The organism is Pseudomonas graminis (assembly GCF_001705435.1).
GTDB lineage: Bacteria > Pseudomonadota > Gammaproteobacteria > Pseudomonadales > Pseudomonadaceae > Aquipseudomonas > Aquipseudomonas graminis_B.
Genome location: NZ_MDEN01000068.1, coordinates 178,908 through 195,067 on the forward strand (window position 1 = coordinate 178,908; position 16,160 = coordinate 195,067).

18 protein-coding genes, 1 tRNA gene and 2 pseudogenes are annotated in these 16,160 nt (G+C 59.4%); 15 read left to right on the forward strand and 6 right to left on the reverse strand.

The window, feature by feature from the left end:
- Positions 1–64: 64 nt before the first annotated feature.
- The 3 genes from BBI10_RS20935 to BBI10_RS20945 all read left to right on the forward strand — a co-directional run bounded on the left by BBI10_RS20935 (position 65) and on the right by BBI10_RS20945 (position 1,284).
- Positions 65–141 (forward strand) — tRNA-Pro (locus tag BBI10_RS20935).
- A 301-nt stretch (positions 142–442) separates the two neighbouring features.
- Positions 443–814, forward strand: a complete 372-nt coding sequence (locus BBI10_RS20940) for a hypothetical protein (protein ID WP_065991535.1) — start codon at positions 443–445, stop codon at positions 812–814.
- A 143-nt stretch (positions 815–957) separates the two neighbouring features.
- Positions 958–1,284 (forward strand): hypothetical protein, encoded by a 327-nt coding sequence (locus BBI10_RS20945; RefSeq protein WP_141695230.1) that lies wholly within the window; start codon positions 958–960, stop codon positions 1,282–1,284.
- A gap of 63 nt (positions 1,285–1,347) precedes the next feature.
- Here the strand turns inward: BBI10_RS20945 and BBI10_RS20950 are convergent, their stop codons facing one another.
- Positions 1,348–1,848, reverse strand: coding sequence for a hypothetical protein (locus BBI10_RS20950; RefSeq protein WP_065991537.1), 501 nt, complete (start codon positions 1,846–1,848; stop codon positions 1,348–1,350).
- A 382-nt stretch (positions 1,849–2,230) separates the two neighbouring features.
- Between BBI10_RS20950 and BBI10_RS20955 the strand changes: the two genes are divergently transcribed.
- The 7 genes and pseudogenes from BBI10_RS20955 (at position 2,231) to BBI10_RS20975 (ending at position 7,788) form a co-directional block, all read left to right on the forward strand.
- On the forward strand, positions 2,231–2,650 hold the full coding sequence (locus tag BBI10_RS20955) for a hypothetical protein (RefSeq protein ID WP_065991538.1): 420 nt from the start codon (positions 2,231–2,233) through the stop codon (positions 2,648–2,650).
- A gap of 761 nt (positions 2,651–3,411) precedes the next feature.
- Complete coding sequence (locus tag BBI10_RS28265) at positions 3,412–3,543, forward strand: hypothetical protein (RefSeq protein ID WP_279615267.1); 132 nt, start codon at positions 3,412–3,414, stop codon at positions 3,541–3,543.
- The gene (umuC, locus tag BBI10_RS20960) at positions 3,530–4,810 is read left to right on the forward strand and encodes a translesion error-prone DNA polymerase V subunit UmuC (protein ID WP_065991539.1); all 1,281 of its coding nucleotides are present in this window, start codon (positions 3,530–3,532) and stop codon (positions 4,808–4,810) included. The genes BBI10_RS28265 and umuC overlap by 14 nt, the downstream gene beginning before the upstream one ends.
- Positions 4,811–5,099: 289 nt before the next feature.
- Positions 5,100–6,173 (forward strand): annotated as a pseudogene (locus tag BBI10_RS28705) (methyl-accepting chemotaxis protein); the annotation flags it as partial.
- Positions 6,165–7,028: a methyl-accepting chemotaxis protein gene (locus BBI10_RS28710; protein ID WP_432213763.1), complete on the forward strand. Its 864-nt coding sequence runs from the start codon at positions 6,165–6,167 to the stop codon at positions 7,026–7,028. The pseudogene BBI10_RS28705 and the gene BBI10_RS28710, both read left to right, overlap by 9 nt.
- A 173-nt stretch (positions 7,029–7,201) precedes the next feature.
- Positions 7,202–7,420: a hypothetical protein gene (locus BBI10_RS20970; protein WP_065991541.1), complete on the forward strand. Its 219-nt coding sequence runs from the start codon at positions 7,202–7,204 to the stop codon at positions 7,418–7,420.
- A 149-nt stretch (positions 7,421–7,569) separates the two neighbouring features.
- Positions 7,570–7,788 carry a hypothetical protein gene (locus BBI10_RS20975; protein ID WP_065991542.1) on the forward strand — a complete coding sequence of 73 codons (219 nt, stop codon included), beginning with the start codon at positions 7,570–7,572 and terminating at the stop codon, positions 7,786–7,788.
- A 59-nt stretch (positions 7,789–7,847) separates the two neighbouring features.
- Here the strand turns inward: BBI10_RS20975 and pseH are convergent, their stop codons facing one another.
- Entirely contained in the window at positions 7,848–8,402 is a 555-nt protein-coding gene (gene pseH / locus BBI10_RS20980; protein WP_065991543.1) for a UDP-4-amino-4,6-dideoxy-N-acetyl-beta-L-altrosamine N-acetyltransferase, read from the reverse strand.
- Between the two features lie 167 nt (positions 8,403–8,569).
- On the opposite strand from pseH, the gene BBI10_RS20985 reads away from it, so the two are divergent.
- A complete protein-coding gene (locus tag BBI10_RS20985; RefSeq protein WP_065991544.1) occupies positions 8,570–8,902 on the forward strand; it encodes a glycine zipper domain-containing protein in 333 nt (110 codons plus the stop codon).
- A gap of 205 nt (positions 8,903–9,107) precedes the next feature.
- Entirely contained in the window at positions 9,108–9,311 is a 204-nt protein-coding gene (locus tag BBI10_RS20990; protein ID WP_065991738.1) for a DUF2934 domain-containing protein, read from the forward strand.
- A gap of 73 nt (positions 9,312–9,384) precedes the next feature.
- Here the strand turns inward: BBI10_RS20990 and BBI10_RS20995 are convergent, their stop codons facing one another.
- Together BBI10_RS20995 and mltA are read right to left on the reverse strand one after the other, a co-directional pair.
- Positions 9,385–10,596: an MFS transporter gene (locus tag BBI10_RS20995; RefSeq protein ID WP_065991545.1), complete on the reverse strand. Its 1,212-nt coding sequence runs from the start codon at positions 10,594–10,596 to the stop codon at positions 9,385–9,387.
- 135 nt (positions 10,597–10,731) lie between these two features.
- The gene (gene mltA / locus BBI10_RS21000) at positions 10,732–11,889 is read right to left on the reverse strand and encodes a murein transglycosylase A (protein WP_065991546.1); all 1,158 of its coding nucleotides are present in this window, start codon (positions 11,887–11,889) and stop codon (positions 10,732–10,734) included.
- 294 nt (positions 11,890–12,183) lie between these two features.
- On the opposite strand from mltA, the gene BBI10_RS21005 reads away from it, so the two are divergent.
- From BBI10_RS21005 to BBI10_RS28720, 3 genes and pseudogenes are all read left to right on the forward strand, one after another.
- A complete protein-coding gene (locus BBI10_RS21005; RefSeq protein ID WP_244160417.1) occupies positions 12,184–12,870 on the forward strand; it encodes a hypothetical protein in 687 nt (228 codons plus the stop codon).
- Positions 12,871–13,299: 429 nt separating this feature from the next.
- Positions 13,300–14,109: pseudogene (locus BBI10_RS28715) on the forward strand (HAMP domain-containing protein); the annotation flags it as partial.
- Positions 14,110–14,136: 27 nt separating this feature from the next.
- On the forward strand, positions 14,137–14,982 hold the full coding sequence (locus BBI10_RS28720; RefSeq protein WP_432213764.1) for a methyl-accepting chemotaxis protein: 846 nt from the start codon (positions 14,137–14,139) through the stop codon (positions 14,980–14,982).
- 83 nt (positions 14,983–15,065) lie between these two features.
- On the opposite strand, the gene BBI10_RS21015 is transcribed toward BBI10_RS28720, so the two are convergent.
- Both BBI10_RS21015 and BBI10_RS21020 read right to left on the reverse strand, forming a co-directional pair.
- Positions 15,066–15,512 (reverse strand): CBS domain-containing protein, encoded by a 447-nt coding sequence (locus BBI10_RS21015; protein WP_065991548.1) that lies wholly within the window; start codon positions 15,510–15,512, stop codon positions 15,066–15,068.
- A 160-nt stretch (positions 15,513–15,672) separates the two neighbouring features.
- Positions 15,673–16,125 carry a type III secretion system chaperone gene (locus tag BBI10_RS21020; RefSeq protein ID WP_065991740.1) on the reverse strand — a complete coding sequence of 151 codons (453 nt, stop codon included), beginning with the start codon at positions 16,123–16,125 and terminating at the stop codon, positions 15,673–15,675.
- Between the last annotated feature and the right edge of the window lie 35 nt (positions 16,126–16,160).

The window sequence follows — 16,160 nt, forward strand, 5'->3', positions numbered from 1 at the left end:
GGTATATTCCTCGACGCTTTCGCAAGAACCCGCAACACAGAAGCAGCAGTGAGTAACGCCTAGTCGGGGCGTAGCGCAGTCCGGTAGCGCACTAGCATGGGGTGCTAGGGGTCGAGTGTTCGAATCACTCCGTCCCGACCATATTTTCCAATGACTTAGCCCAATCTTTTCAGGTTGGGCTTTTTCATGTCTGGATATTTTCGGGGCTCATCCTGACTTCATTGTTGCAGACACGTCCATCTCTGAGCTCATGGAACTGGCAATTCAGTCGATGCTCGGCGAGGCGTTTTTGCAGCCCCGGCCATGATTTTCTGATGCGCAGGTTTCAGGCTCACCAGGCAGCATCTTCCCGGAGGCCTCGACGATTTGCTTCCGAAGGGCCGGTGGCGATACGGGCTGGATTAAGGTAGTAAACGGCCTACTTACTGAAAGGATTCGAGCTATGCGCTACTGGATTGGTTGTATGTTGCTCGCGGCCTCTGCCGCTGCATGGGCTGATGAAGCACAGATGAAACAATGGGCAAAAATGGATCGCTGCTCAAACGCGGCGTCCGTCGTCGTTTCGATAATCGAAGAAACCTCCGATACGTTCAAGCAAGCGCTCGCCCTTCAAGGTGCGATAAAAGGACTTAGATCCAATTCGAAGTTGGGTGATGCGACCCCTACACCCACTGAGGTGTCGGGCTCCTACAATATCGCGCTTCGGATATCTGCGGGGATGCCGCGGCCATTCGGAAAACGGGATCATGACTGGTTGATAGCGCAATCTGCATCAGCGTGCTCATTGTGGATACCGGACGCCAAGCCTGAGTAGGTAGCCGATGATTGTTTCCGACGGTGGCGAATAGCTTGACGTGTGATGGGTTTTGGTGCGCGATAAGGTGCGAGTCGCTTTGGCTGCTAACGTGCGGGCTGAAGTTTCTATCAATAGGGAGTTTTTGAATGGTGTCGATCAGAATGTCTGCTCTGCCGCTTTGTCTGGCTCTGTTGGGCTATGCCGGCAACTCTTTCGCGAGTCCGAAAGATGAAAAGCAGCAAGGCCTTGTGGTGCTGGTTGCAATGGAGCAGGTCTGCGATAACGCGAATCCTGGCATGAAGAGCGATGTTGAGAACGTCATGGCGTCGGATTCCACCATTGATGAGGCAACCAAGGCGGAAGTGAGAAAAATCAAATCTGACCCTGCCTATAAATTCAAGGTTAGCAGCATGGCTGACAACTTGATGCACTCCCCAATGGGGGCGTATGTCGCCAAAGACATGTGCAAGAATTACGGCTCGAAATAGTCGGTTCCACCGCAGCGTACCCGCATACCACCGGTATCATTGCTCAGTATTCGAGGCTGACGCTCAGTATTTCGTATGGAGGTGCTGTGCGTGATCTCGCTTCATGGCGCTGATGCGACCGAGCGTCCAGAAGGAAATTCCGAAGAAGAGCAGCGAAATCAGTACGCCGCCGCCCATGATGTAAAAACCCGGCCGAAAGCTATGGACGTTGGCTGCGACGGCGCTGTACTCCGGAAACCAACGCGAATAGATCAGGGTGATGTCTTCGTCTACGCCGCAGTTTTCCCTCTCGCCGCATCCAGTGTCCAGGTATTGCCCTTCGTGAGGTCGGTTATCTTGGTCCACGTAACGGTAGTGGACGATGTTAGCAAGTCGGTTTCTCGGGATTTCCTCCAGCTGCGTCACCGTGCCGGTCACTTGGGCCCCATTCCACTGAAGGGCTGCATAGGTAAAACCTTCATGTCTCGCCATCGCGGCAAATGCCAATAAAACACAGCATGTGATAGTTAGCAGGACGACCCGGTTGTACAGATGGTCTATTTCTGCCTCACGTGGATTAAACATCCAATGCTCCATGGCTTACGGGGGAATGTGTACCTATCGGCGAGGTACACAAGAACTTTATCGTCATGGCCAGTCAGGGCCAGGCCGCTTCTCTTCTGCTTCATGACCCGCGCAGTGCACCTGAACCGCCAGCAAGTTGGAAACTGGGACCAGTCTGTTGCCCCGACTGCTTGCAATGGTTCAGAGGGCGATGTACCCCGTACAGAGGGTTGGCACTTAACGGACACCCCCTTTTCGATGCGCGGACGGGCAGGGGGGATCGCACCTTAGATGAGCAGTAAGAGAAATGTAGCATTAGGCCATCTACGGGCGATTTAAGTGTGTACAATGCGCGGCGCTCAGTTCCAGCTCTGGCTGAGCATTATTTATATAGGGAATTCAGATGTACGCTCTTCGCAACTTGTCAGCCGCCGCTTTGTTAGTTTTGACTGCTGGCTGCGCCTCCGGTTTGGATCGCACACAAGAAGCTGAACTGGCTGGCTATCGTGCCAACCATCTCGACGTTCAAGAAAAAAGTCCAGGCTTGGCCGCAGGGCTGGGCCTCCTGCCTGGCGGTGGATCGTTCTACGGGCGCGCCTACGGCTACGGTGTTGTCAACCTGTTGCTGTGGCCGTTGTCCATTATCTGGGATCCTGTCAGTGGCTATGACGCAGCTGAGTCCATCAACTATCAGGCATCAAAAGCTCATGTAGCCAGCTTGAAGCGCCGGGACATGGATCGTCTTGACGCCAAGCTTTCAGCTAACGAGATTGATCTGAAAACCTACACCCTGGAAAAGCGAAAAGTCGACAATCTGTACTAATCATCCTGAACAGGGGGAGAGTCTGCTGTGATGAGCTGAACTTCAGGCTCGGTACTCATCGTGGACGAAATTGCCTTATCCTTTCCCAGCGGCAGGCTATTTGTTCTGCCGAGCTGGGTATAGCCTCCCCGATGAAAGCGCCGAGGCTCGTCGAAACGATATTGCAGTAAAACCTCGAAGAGCTCGTCGACATGAGTTGCATGAGCCGGTTGAATGCATTCATCTTGCTGTGAATGAAGGCACCACGTATGCCTTCAATAACATCCTGGCTGATTCGGCGGTGTGCCATTGCAAGGAATGGTTCCGGCTCTGTGTATGCCCCGATAATCGCCCTGGCTAAAGTGGTTACACCCCGACAGCGTAGCGACTGCAATGACCAGTAAAGCCAGCATCCCAGATTTCATCGTGTTCTCCCTATACGTGTAAGTTTGACTTGCATTTGCAACCCCTGATTCCTCACATTTTCCACTTCCGTCACACTTCGAACCCAGCGAACTGTTCCGCCGGCGTGCCGCACATCGTCATACCCTCAACACGAGCCGCCGGCGCAACGTCGTAAGCTTGATCAGCCAAAACTCGTGTCCATTAACGACAAACTGCTCTGCCGCAAGCTCCTCGGGGTAGTGATCCATCATCTCGTCGATCGAGTAGCGTCCGCGCCTGCGGTCACCCGTCGAAATTTCCTGCGCAGAACATTGACCTCCGGCGGGCTAAAACGTTAACTGTATATACATACAGTTTCTTACGGCAAGGCTTGCATCATGAGCGTCACTATTCTCGGCCCACTCTCGGCCTGCGGCGAAAAGCTGGTTTTCAACGCGTATCACGTACCGGCCGAGCGGGTGATCTGGACCGTGGCGAAATACAGCGTTCGCGATCATGACCAAGCCTGAGCCCGTCTTTGCGCTGATCGACTGCAACAGCTTTTATGCCAGTTGCGAGCGTGTCTTTCGGCCTGACCTCGCCAAAACGCCCATCGTGGTGCTGTCGAATAACGACGGCTGCGTGATTGCCCGAAGCTATGACGCGAAGCCCTTCGTGAAAATGGGTGCGCCTTACTTTCAGATCAAGGACCAGTTGCGCCGAGACGGTGTGATCGCGTTTAGCAGCAATTACGCGCTGTATGGCGACATGAGCGAGCGGGTCATGAGCATCATCGAATCGATGGTTCCCGCGCTGGAGGTGTACAGCATCGACGAGGCCTTCGCTGACCTGTCTGGCATCCCCGGCGACCTGACGGCGTTCGGCAGGCAGATTCGGGCGACGATCTACAAGCGTACCGGCATTCCGGTGGGCGTGGGCATAGCCCGCACCAAAACACTGGCAAAGCTCGCCAATCACACGGCAAAACGCTTGCTGGCGAAGACCGGCGGGGTAGTCGATATCTGCGATCCGTTCAACCGTGACTGGACGTTGCGCAACACCGACGTCGGCGAGGTGTGGGGCGTGGGCAAGCGTATGAAGGCCCATCTTGACGTCATGGGGATCAAGACCGCGATGGATCTGGCGAAGGCCGATCCCTGGACGCTGCGACAGAAATTCAGCGTTGTGATCGAGAAGACTGCGCGCGAGTTGTCCGGCACTCCATGCCTGGAGTTGGGGGAGGCCGATCCGCCGAAGCAGGAGATCTGCTGCAGCCGAATGTTTGGCAGCCGTTTGACAACGATTGAGCCCATCAGAGAAGCCGTCGCCACCTACACCCAGCGCGCTGCGGAAAAGCTCCGGGCACAGAACTCGCTGTGCAAGAGAATCCGGGTCAGCATTCGTACGGGGATGTTCAATCCCGAGGAGGCCAAATACGCCAACGGGGCCATGGTCGAATTGCCGTATCCCACCAATGACGTGCGCCTGATGACGAAGGCTGCGACAGAGGCGGTCAACCGGCTATTCCGGGCAGGCTTCAAATACAGCAAGGCCGAAGTCCTTCTGATGGATCTGCGCAAGCCCGGCGAATTTACCGACGACCTGTTTGCCCATTCGCAGCCCGTGGAAGCCGAGAAGGTGATGAACGTGCTGGACGAGATCAATGCCAAGTGGGGGCGGGGAACGTTACGCGCGGCAAGTGTGCCATCTGCCCCTGAGTGGGCCATGCGGCGGGATCTGATGAGTCAGAGCTTCACGACGAAAATCGGCCAGCTGTGGATCGTGAGGTGCAATTAGTGTCCATCGCTGTAAAACACGAGCGGTGCGTGTGATCTCTCCTAATGTTCACCGGGGTGCCCGAGCCGGTATGGCCAAAATCAACCATTCGAATGAGGTTGAGCACGCCCTTCAAATCGTGCGAACTCAGAGCTTGGACGCTGGCGCATCGCTGGGGCCAAGGCCGACCGAGCTCGATCGATAGATAAATTCGAACTCAATCATCAGTTTTAACGATGATCCTTTTGATTAACTTTTCAACTAAGGAGTCGATAACAGAGCATTACGAAAAAATCAAAGGTTAAAGGCGATGAAATCCAACTGGTTGGATAATTTGAAAGTAGGCAAGAAGCTCGGCTTGGGCTTCGGTGCCATTCTGCTGGGCGTTCTGGTGGTGACCGGGATTGGTTATGGCAGCGCGGACCTGCTGATCAAGCGACTGGAGAAAGCAGCCAGGGTCGCCGAAGTGAAAGCCGATATGCTCGACGTTAAAGTGGCGTCGCAAGCTTATGCCGCCAGCCCCAGTGCCAGCGCTGCAGAGGCTTATAGCGCAGCCCTTGCGTCATTGAACGGCACCATCGATAAAGGCTTGCAGATCCTGACCGTCGCCAAAAACGTGGAGATGCTCAAGGCGATCGATAATCAGGCAGCAGAACTCAAGAAAACCTTCGATCAGCTGGTCAGTAACAACCAGAAGATCGATGAGGCGATGAAGCCGTTGATCAAGGTCTCCGATGAAGTGAGCGCGACCTTCGAGAGCTTGCTGCAGAAGACGCTGGACGATGCTTCGAACTCGCCAGACCAGGCCGGTATCGACCATGTAAAAATTGCAGGCGACCTGCGCAATGGTATGACCAACTTCCGCCTGGTATTCCGTCGTTACTTGAGCATTCCTACCGCAGACAATCGCCAGGCCACTTTCGCGACAGCCGACGCGCTGCTTAGCCAGGTGGCTGCGGCCCGAAGCCAGCTCCCCGCGCAGTCAAATGCAGCAGTCGATACCTCGCTTGTTGCGCTTCGCCAGTACAAAGAGAACATGGCGACCATCTCGCAGATGCTGCAACAAAATGACCAGATACGCGACGCGTTACAAAAGCTGACAACCGACACCCTTAAGAGGGTCGATGACTTGATGGCCTCCCAGGTGGTTGCAGCAAACAATGAAAAGAGCAATGCGATCATCCAGTTGTTCAGTGTCGCGTTAGTGGTGCTGTTACTGGGTGTTCTCGCCGCGGCACTGATCACTCGCCAGATCACTCGTCCACTGAATGACAGCGTCATCGCTGCCCGTCGCATCGCCGATGGCGACCTGACCTACGACATTGGCACAAACCGGAAGGACGAACTGGGCCTGCTGCAAAACACCATGCAGCACATGACGTCTTCCTTGCGTGAACTGATTGGCGGTATCGGAAAGGGTGTTACCCAGATCGCAACCGCTGCCGAAGAATTGTCGGCCGCGACCGAACAGACCAGCGCTGGCGTCACCCAGCAGAAACTGGAAGTGGATCAGGTGGCAACGGCCATGAATGAAATGGCTTCGACCGTGCAGGAGGTTGCGCAAAACACCGAGGACGCTTCGCGTGCAGCCCGGCAAGCCACCGAGCGCGCGGTCCATGGCAGCACCGTCGTGCAGCATGCAACGAGGGAAATCAGTCAGCTGTCTGGAGAAGTCGGGCAGTTGGGCGTGGCGATGCAGCGCCTGACCCATGACAGCGACAAGATCGGCAGTGTCATCGACGTGATCAAAGCCGTTGCCGAGCAGACCAATCTGCTCGCACTCAACGCCGCCATCGAAGCTGCACGTGCCGGCGAACAGGGTCGCGGTTTTGCGGTGGTGGCCGACGAGGTCCGGTCACTGGCCCAGCGCACACAGAGCTCGACCACTGAAATCGAAGCGCTGATCCAGGCCCTCCAGCACGGCACCGTGGAGGCGTCGAGCTTGATGGACGCCAGCATGCGGCGGACAGAGGGCACCGTCGAGCTGGCGCGTCAGGCCGAGCAAGCGCTCGTAGAGATTACGCATTCCATTGGCACGATTGAGCAGATGAGCCAGCAAATCTCGGCCGCGGCTGAGGAGCAGAGCGCGGTGACCGACGAAATCAATCGCAGCGTCATCAGTGTGCGTGACGTCGCCGACCAGTCCGCCACCGCGACGGAGCAGAGCGCTGCCTCGACATTGGAACTGGCACGCCTGGGCAACACCCTGCAGAACATGGTGGCTCGCTTCAAGGTCTGACACCACCGGTGTCGGCTGTACAAAAGAAACCGCTTCGGCGGTTTTTTTGTGCGCAGCATTCAGTGCGTCGCTCAGTGTCCACGCGCCATTCATCTTCCACCGGGCACTAATCCTTCCTGATGCACCTCTGTCCTGTAAGCGCAGATTTCCTGCGACTCGTACTGGAGGTCATCATGGGTATCGAAGACAACGGGCCGGATAACGCGTATCAGGGTCCTGCCGAGCCGGGCAGCGAAGAAGAGATTTATCCCGACACCCACGCGGATACCGAGTCAGCCCGGCAGGGTGAAGACGCGGCAACCGAAGCCCGAAACAAGGGGCTGGATGACATGGAGATTCCTGACAATCCTCCGGTCGATGAAGACGAAGCGTCCTCTTCGGGCAACCGCTAAACCTGTCCGGTTTCATCAGACCCCACCATTGTGTGGGGTTTTTCTTACAGCTCGAACTGTTTATTACACAAAATAGCCACTCGTCGGAACGCGCGCACTATCAAGGGGTTGGGCACTCCATTCATTAATCAAAAAATAAGGTGCCCCGGATGAGACCTCAGATCCACGACATTCCCAACGCACTCGACCTGATCAGCGAGCTGGATCAGGCGACCGAGCAGATGATGTCTATCCCCGTCGAGCACATCGGCGGCGTGCAATGGGAAGAGGCTTTCGTCCGGCAGCAGAGCGCCTTTAGAAAATGGCGCGATTATTTGTACTGCAAAGCCGATGAACGCCCGGCGGTTCGGCTGTTGAACATCGCCTGATCTGCGAACAGTACCGCCCGCATCAGGCTCAGCATGGGCGCGCACCTCTGCACGCTGCGCTAACGACGCCCCGCAATTCGTTCCACCGCGGCCAGCACCCTGGGCCGCTGCGCCTGCCACTCACGTTTGGTGATACCCAGCAGCACCGCGCCGATCCGCTTGCCATCGCGCACGATGTGCTCCCGCCTTACTCCCTCAACCACGAAGCCGAATTTCTGATGCATCTTGATCACCGCCGGGTTGATCTCGAGCACTTCGCAGTTGAGTTTCTCCAGCCCTGCGGCACCGAACGCGTGATCGAGCAGCCATAACTCCACCTGACTGCCAAGGCCTTTGCCCTGCAGCGTGGTGTCGAGGTAGAAGGCCCACTCTGCCGTGCCGTGGGTGCGGTTGATGGCACTCAGCGACACAACCCCCACCGGTGCGGCTTCAAGTACAACGACAAAGACCTGCTGCCGGGAGCTTGAGCGCAGTGCCTCAAGCCAGTTCAGGTGCTCGGCTTCGCTGATTTCATGGTCCGTGTACATGAACTTGCGCACGTCGGGCTGATTGCGCAGTTGCCGCACACGGGCTTGCTGCTCGACGGGCAGCTCAAGGATCGGCACTACTTTCATGGATTCCCTTTTGAACGCGTCATACGGCTGTTGAGTCCCTGTCCGGTCTGCGCGGCCAGCGGTGCTTGATCACGTGCCGCGCCGCATGGAGGGGTTTTTTCAAACTGGCTGGAACGAATCGATTGGCGTTTCAGTCAACCTTTCTCACACCCAGGAGGCAAAATATTATGGCAAGCGATATCACCGAAAAACTGCGTGACGATCTTTATCAGAAAACCCGTTCCGAGCTGAACACTTTTCTCGACGAGACCAATGCCTTGCTGGCGGCAGGGGATGCCTTGAATGAGGACCGCACTACTCAGGCCCGTGAGCGGCTGAAGGATTTTCTGGCCCGAGGCACCAGCGCGGTCACGGAAATCGAAATGGACGCCCAGCCTGCGCTGACCCGTGCGGTGGGTAACGCGAAATCCTACGTCACCACCCATCCGTGGGCGGCCGTCGGTGTTGCAGCGGGCCTGGGCCTGGCGGCCAGCCTGTTGCTCAAACGCAACAGGGATTGAGGGGGCCATCGTGGTTCGCCGTCGATTTCCGGTGGATCCGTTAAGTCCGACCAGCGGCCGGCTTGCGTTCGCCGGCGCGTGCACGCCCGTCATTTACCCTCGTTATCGGCTGGTACTGTTCATGGCGGGTACCGTAGCTGACGATGGATTCGGCACCGCTCTGGCGCCGGCCAATGTCTTGCGAAAGCATAAATGGGGGATACGCATGAATGTCGACGAAGAAACTGTTCGTCAGTTGGCCCAGTTGATCTGGGAGACCGAAGGCAAGCCTGAAGGGCAGGAGTCCCGTCATTGGGAAATGGCCACACGCCTGGCGGAGTCCGCTGCCATGGCGCCGGTCCGCACTTCAAGCAAGCACAAGGTCGATACGTTGTTCCCGTCGCCCGATGAGGCTGACCCCAACGCGTGACAGGTCGAGAGCTCGCCCAGGTGCAGTGCCGGGGCGAAGCTCGGATCAACCTCGTATCAAACAGCTACCCGTTTCAGACCGACCCTGAGGCTTGCCGTGCAAAACGGCGATCCGCCTGCCGCGCATCCATGAGCGCCCAATACCACATGCCCAGACCGCCCAGCGTCAATGCCGCTGCGGCATAGCCCGTGGCCGGCAGACCGTAGCCCGCCGCAATGACCACGCCGCCCACCAACGGGCCGATGGCGTTGGCGACGTTGAACGCGCTTTGCACCAGCGCACCCGCCAGGGATTGCGCATGGGGCGCAACGTCCATCAGGCGTGTTTGCAGGATCGCCGCCAGGCCGACGCCGCAACCGATGAAAAACACCAGCGGAATGAGCAGCCAGAGGTTGTCGGTGGCCGAGGGGTACAACGCCAGCACCAGCGCAGTGAAGCCCAGCGAGACGCCAGCGGCGAGCATCGTGGCGCGGTCGGCGGCCCAGCCACAGATCAGGTTGCCCACCGTGGTGCCCAGGCCGAACACCGCCATCACCACCGGAATCATGAAAGCCGAAGCGTGGGTGACCTCGATCAGCGTGGCCGCCAGATAGGTGTACACGCAGAAGATCCCGCCGAAGCCGATGCCGGCGATGCCCAGTGTCAGCCACACCTGCCGCGAGCGCAGTGCGTTAAGTTCACGCAACGGGCTGGCGTCGGTATCCGCAGGGGAAGCGGGCGCAAGGCAGCGAATCAGCACCGCGGTGATCGCGGCGAGGCCGGCGACGATGGCCATGCCCCAGCGCCAGCCGATGGTCTGGCCGATCCAGGTGGCGAACGGCACGCCGATGATGGTGGCGATGGTCAGCCCCATGAACACGCGGGAGACCGCTTGAGCACGGCGATTCTTCGGCACCAGGGACGCGGCCAGCAGCATCGCCACGCCAAAGTAGGCGCCATGGGGGAAACCGCTGAGAAAGCGGAAAAACACCAGCCATGGCAGCGAAGGGGCGACGGCGCTCAACGCGTTGGCGATTCCGATGAAAGCGGCGAGGGCCACCAGCAAGGCCCGGCGGGGCAGTCTGACGCCCAGGACCATGGTCACTGGCGAGCCGATGACCACGCCCAGGGCGTAAGCACTGATTGCATGCCCGGCCAGCGGCTGGGTGACCTGAAAGTCACCGGCAATGAACGGCAGCAGGGTCATTGAGGCGAATTCGGTCGTGCCGATGGCGAAGGCGCCCATGGCGAGGGCGAACAGCAGCCAGCCCATGTTGAAATCATGCGGGGTGTGGGAGGTATTCATGGGGGATCGAGAAGGGTTTCCGGGAAGAAGCATGCTGTGATACTTGAAACCGATTTCAGTTCAACCCGGGAATGACTCAACCCTGAAGTGACGCCGGCTGACGCGGTTGGCGCATCAGTCGGCGGTTCAGTTCGATCAGTCCTTGGGTTTGGCATCGGGCAGGGCGGCGCCCTTGGGCCACAGCATCCAGATCTGGCCTTGCTGCTTCATGTTGCCGGCCAGTTCGCCCGCCGCGTCACCGGTACCCCAGAACATGTCGGCGCGGACTTCGCCGGCAATGGCGCCGCCGGTGTCCTGCGCCGCCACCGGGCGCACCAGCGGCGTGCCGTCGGGGCGGGTCGAGGACAGCCACAACAGGCTGCCGAGGGGGATCACCTTGCGATCGATCGCCACGCTGTAGCCGGCGGTCAGCGGCACATTCAGCGAACCGCGCGGGCCTTCGGTGCTGTCCGGGCGCAGGGTGAAGAACACGTAGCTCGGGTTGCTGCCCAGCAGTTCATTGACGCGTTCGGGGTGCGCAATCGCCCAGTCGCGGATGCGGCCCATGGACACTTCGTCCTTGGTCAATTGGCCTTGCTCCACCAGCCAGCGGCCAATCGGCTTGTACGGGTAGCCATTCTGATCGGCGTAGGCGATGCGCAGCTGACGGCCGCTTTCCAGCTGAACCCGACCCGATCCCTGGATCTGCAGGAACTGCAGGTCGATGGGGTTTTCCAGCCAGGCCAGCACGGGGGCACTGGCGCCTTTGGTGCCAATGGTGGCGGCGTCGTCATAGGGACGCAGCACTCGGCCATCCAGGCGCCCGCGCAGGCGCTTGCCCTTGAGCTCGGGATAGATACTGTCGAGATTGACGATGATCAGGTCATCGGGCACGCCATACACCGCCACCGGGTGCGCGTCATTGCGCTGCTCGCTGCCTTTATAGATCGGCTCGTAATAGCCGGTGATCAGCCCGTTGGCGCCGTGCTCGGAGGAGCGCAGGCTGTAGACCTGCAGCTGATTCTTGAGAAAGTCGCGCACCGCCGCAGGATTCTGCGGCACTTGGGCGGCGAGGGCGCATGTGCCGCCCCAGACCGGGTCCTTGGCCAGGCGTTTGCACGCCGAAAACCAACTGTTGTAACCCGCCATCAGGTCGGTGTCGTTCACCGCCGGCAGTTTGTCCCACTCGACGCTGACGTAGGTCGTCGCTTCGGAGGGCTTGGTCTTCGGCGCGCCGCCGTCGCAGGCAGCGAGCAGGGCGATCAGTGGGGCGAGGCAGAATACGAAACGGCGCCAGTGCAGGCTTGTGGTCATCACGCGGGGTGTTTCCTGAAAATCATGCGAAGGCGGCTAGCTTGGTGAAAGCGAAGGGCTGCGTCAAATGGATGAGGGAATCATTTGCATGAAAGCTCACATGGCGGCCCAATCGCCCTGGACGCGCTGCGAATTTGCCGCCGATATTGCACTTTTTCGCCGTGGGCCGTTCTGACCATGGCCAGGACGCGGCGATAGACGCGGCGTCCCGTTGGTTAAAGCTTGGGATTGATGCTCGCCGTGTTTTCTGTTTTATCCGTTTGCCGACGCCTGCGCCCGCTGTTTGCCCTGTGCATGCTTGGGCTCGGTTCTGCCGGGTGTACGCGCCAGGACGGCCAGGATGTCGCCACGCAGTTCAGCGAGACGCGGCCCCAGGAGTTCTTCCAGACCAGCGTAGACCGTATGGCGACGCTGGCGATGGCCGACAACCTCGACAGCCTTTACCTGCTGATGAACAAACTCTACCTGCGCAACCCTGGGGAGTGGCGCAAGTCCGGCTTCGTCGATGCCGCGGCGGCCGAAAGCAACGTGCGGCAGGCCATCGAGCAGAAGAAGCCGTTGCCGCAGTTGGGCACGCGACGTGACCTGGCAGCGCTGAGCTACGCCCTGAGCCCTGAATTCCTTGGCGATCGCGTCGGCGCATTCATTTATGCCATCGGCAGCATGCTGGTCACGGCCCACGGCGGGCGCCTCGAATTCTTCATGACCGACCAGATCAACCCGACGTTCGTCAACAATGCTGCGCGCAATATCGAAAAGGCCACCTGGCTGCTGAGCCAGCGGCAGAACGCCAATGGCGAGCTGCTGTTGTTCTCCAACGAGATTTCGGAGGAGGGCAGCAACCTCAGTTTCGCCACCGAGTTCGGCAAGATTGTGGCGCGCCTGGACCTGCTCACCCAGATGCTCGACGAGCGATATAGACGCATCGGTTTGAATTACGCCCAGAGCCTGCTGTTCCTGAATTTCCTTCCGGTGCAATGACGCCCCGCTGTGCCGGAAAAAACCTTTGCGCTATCCCTCATCCTTGTCGGCTTGCGGTCGATAGCTCCTCAGGAGTCTGCAAAAAACAACTATAAAATTCATGGCATGGGGTCGACGATGTTTAAAACAGTGCAGGCGCGCTATACGGTCATATTTGTGACCTTGATTGTGGTCATCGCAGTGATCACCGAGCAGGGCATCGTACATTTCGTCACGCCCAAGGTGCGAGAGACCCAGGAAAAAGTGGTGCTGAGCCAGGTGGACCAGATCGGCACGCGAATTCTGTCGGACCTGGCGCGCGTAGAGGCTCAGTCCCGGGCGATCACCCAGGCGGTTCCGCTGCTGGACAGCGATGGCATCGACACTGTGCTGCCAGGCCTGGTCGATCAGTACGGCGATCAGAAAGTCTTCGGCGGCGGCGTCTGGCCGATGCCGGACAAGCGCACCCCGGGGCGCAACAAACACAGCTCGTTTTTCCACCGTGACGGCAGTGGCCAGCTGGTGGTGAGCACGTTCTGGAACTCCGACCCTGCGCCCAACTACTGGGAACAGCCATGGCACCGCGCCGGGCAGAACGCACCCAAGGGCAAATGCGCCTGGGCGGCGGCCTATCAGGACGAAGCCAGCCCGCAACCGCGCACCAACTGCGCGATGGGCATCTACAAAGATGGCGCGCTCTACGGCGTTTCGACCATCGACGTCACCCTGGGCTTCTTCAACGGCCTGATCCAGGACAAGGAAAAAGACATTCAGGGTCAGGTGATGATCGTCGAGCGCGACGGCAAGATCCTGACCAACCAGAGCCGCATTCCCGGCGAAATCATCCTCAAGAACGTCGCAGGCTTCAGCGGCCAGTCGATGTTCGCCAAGGCCATTCAGGACGGTCTGGGCAAGGTCTCTGGCGACGCTGTGTATTCCCGGGAATACATCGACCCGCAACTGGGTGACCTGACCTTCTTCCTGCGCCCTGTGGTGGGCACGCCTTGGATGATCGCCACCTCGTTGCCAACCGCCATGCTCACCGCCAGCAGCACCGAAGTGCTGAAGACCCTGGGCTGGCTGCAGATTCCCCTGGTCATTCTGTTGCTGGTGGTGCTGGGCTTTGCCTTCCATCGCTTGCTGGCACGGCTGACCGTTCTGCGCACCAACATCGACGCGCTGTCTTCGGGTGAGGCCGACCTGACCCGTCGCATTCCGATCAAGGGCGAGGATGAACTGGACGCTGTCGGCCACTCGGTCAACAAGTTCATCGCCTTCCAGCAAGCGATGATTGTCGAGGTGCGCAGCGGCACCGAGCAGATCTCTGCCGGGCTGGTGCAATTGCAGGATCAGTCGCGCAACATCAACCAGATCCTCAACCGCCACGCCTCGGAAACCGACCAGGCGGTGACCGCGATCAACGAGATGAGCGCCACCGCCGACAGCGTCGCCGAGAACGCTACGCAGACGGCGAGCTTTACTCAATCGGCGAACGATGCCGCGCAGCGCTCCCGGGACGTCGTCGACGAAGCGTCGGTCAGCGTGCGGGCGCTGGTGGCCGAGGTCGAAGAAGCGACGAAGTACGTTCAGGAAATGCAGGTCGATGCCAAACGCATCACCGATGTGCTCGGTGTCATCGGCGGCATCGCCCAGCAAACCAACCTGCTGGCGCTGAACGCGGCCATCGAAGCGGCGCGGGCGGGTGAGCAGGGCCGAGGCTTTGCGGTGGTGGCCGACGAAGTGCGGGCGCTGGCCGGTCGTACCCAGCAGAGCACATCGGAGATCAACGAGATGCTCGCGCGGCTGGAACAGGGCGTGAGCACTGCGGTGGGCGCGATGGAGAAAACCAAGGTCAGTTGCCAGTCGACGGCCGACCGTACGTCCCGCGTCAACGAAGGCCTGGACGGGATGGCCGGTTCGGTGCTGCGCATCCATGACCTGAGCGCGCACATTGCAACGGCGGCAGAGGAGCAGAGCGCGGTGACCGAGGAGATCAACCAGAACATGATCGCCATTCGGCACATGGTCGGTGAACTGGTGGGCTGTGGTCAGCAGACCGACACCAGCGTCGAGGCGCTGATGGCGTCCAACGAGCGGCTGGTGGCGATGATCGATCGCTTCCAGGTTCGCTAACCGGCGATCCATTCACTCGCGCAAAGCAAAGCCGGAGCCCAAGAAGCGCCGGCTTTTTTGTGGGGCGCAGAAGGTGTCTGGGCTCAGTAACTTTCGCCGCGAATGTATTCCTGCATTTTCTCGATCAGCCTGGCCTGTTCGGCAATGGCCGCCTTGACCAGGTCGCCGATGGACAGCAAACCGATCAGTCGGCCTTCGTCCACCACCGGCAAATGGCGCAGCCGGCGGTCGGTCATGATGTTCATGCAGTGCTCGACCGTGTGCTGCGAGCCCACGGTCTGTACGTCGTGGGTCATGATGTCGCTGACCGGGGTCCCGGCCGAAGCGCGGCCCTTGAGCTCCATCTTGCGGGCGTAATCCCGCTCGCTGACGATGCCGACCACCTTGCCGTCGCGCACCACCGGGACAGCACCGATGTTCTTTTCGGACATCAGCTTGATCGCCTCGAGGACCATCTCCCCGGGCCCGACGGTGTGGACGTCAGCGTGGTGCGGGTCTTTCAACTTCAGTAGTTCGGCTACGGTCGTCATGCTGGCCTCTCCGGCGCGTTTCTTGTGAGCACGGCCAATTCGGCCGTGCATAGAGAATCGTCGAGAGATGGCATTCCGGCAAGTTTGAAAGCGCCATGCCCGGCCCTGAAAGCGTCACCGCCCCGATTTCCCGTGGCCGCGTCGGTGGGCTGGCGCGAGGTCAGCCGATCCGCCGCGACAGGCCGCCCTGTCCCTGCGCGTGCATCGGTGCTTTTGCCGGTGATGCCGCGCGCTGCTGCAGCAGACCGGCAACGTCACGGGTCTGCAGCACGAACCCTTGCACCCAGTCCACGAAGGTCATCTCGTCCAGTGCCTTGAGCGGCAGTTGCGTGCACAGGCGAACCGCCTGTTGCTCATCCAGGGCCAGCCAGCAGCCACTCATGGCGCCGCTGTCGAAGTTGAGCCGCATCAGCCGCTCATACAGGCTCGGGTCGGGGCGCAGCGACAGTTTGCAATGCAGAATCGCGACGTCGCCCGCCGTCGGTACCTCGATGATCACCACTTCGCGGCCCTCATCGAACAGCGCGCACACGCCGTTTTCGAGTTGCAAGGCGGTGCCCAGTCGTTTGCCCAGTGCCTGAATGCAGGCGTCTGCGTGTGTCGTTGTGTTCATCATTTGCGGTGTCCTGTCCGGGGTTTCGATTCGAT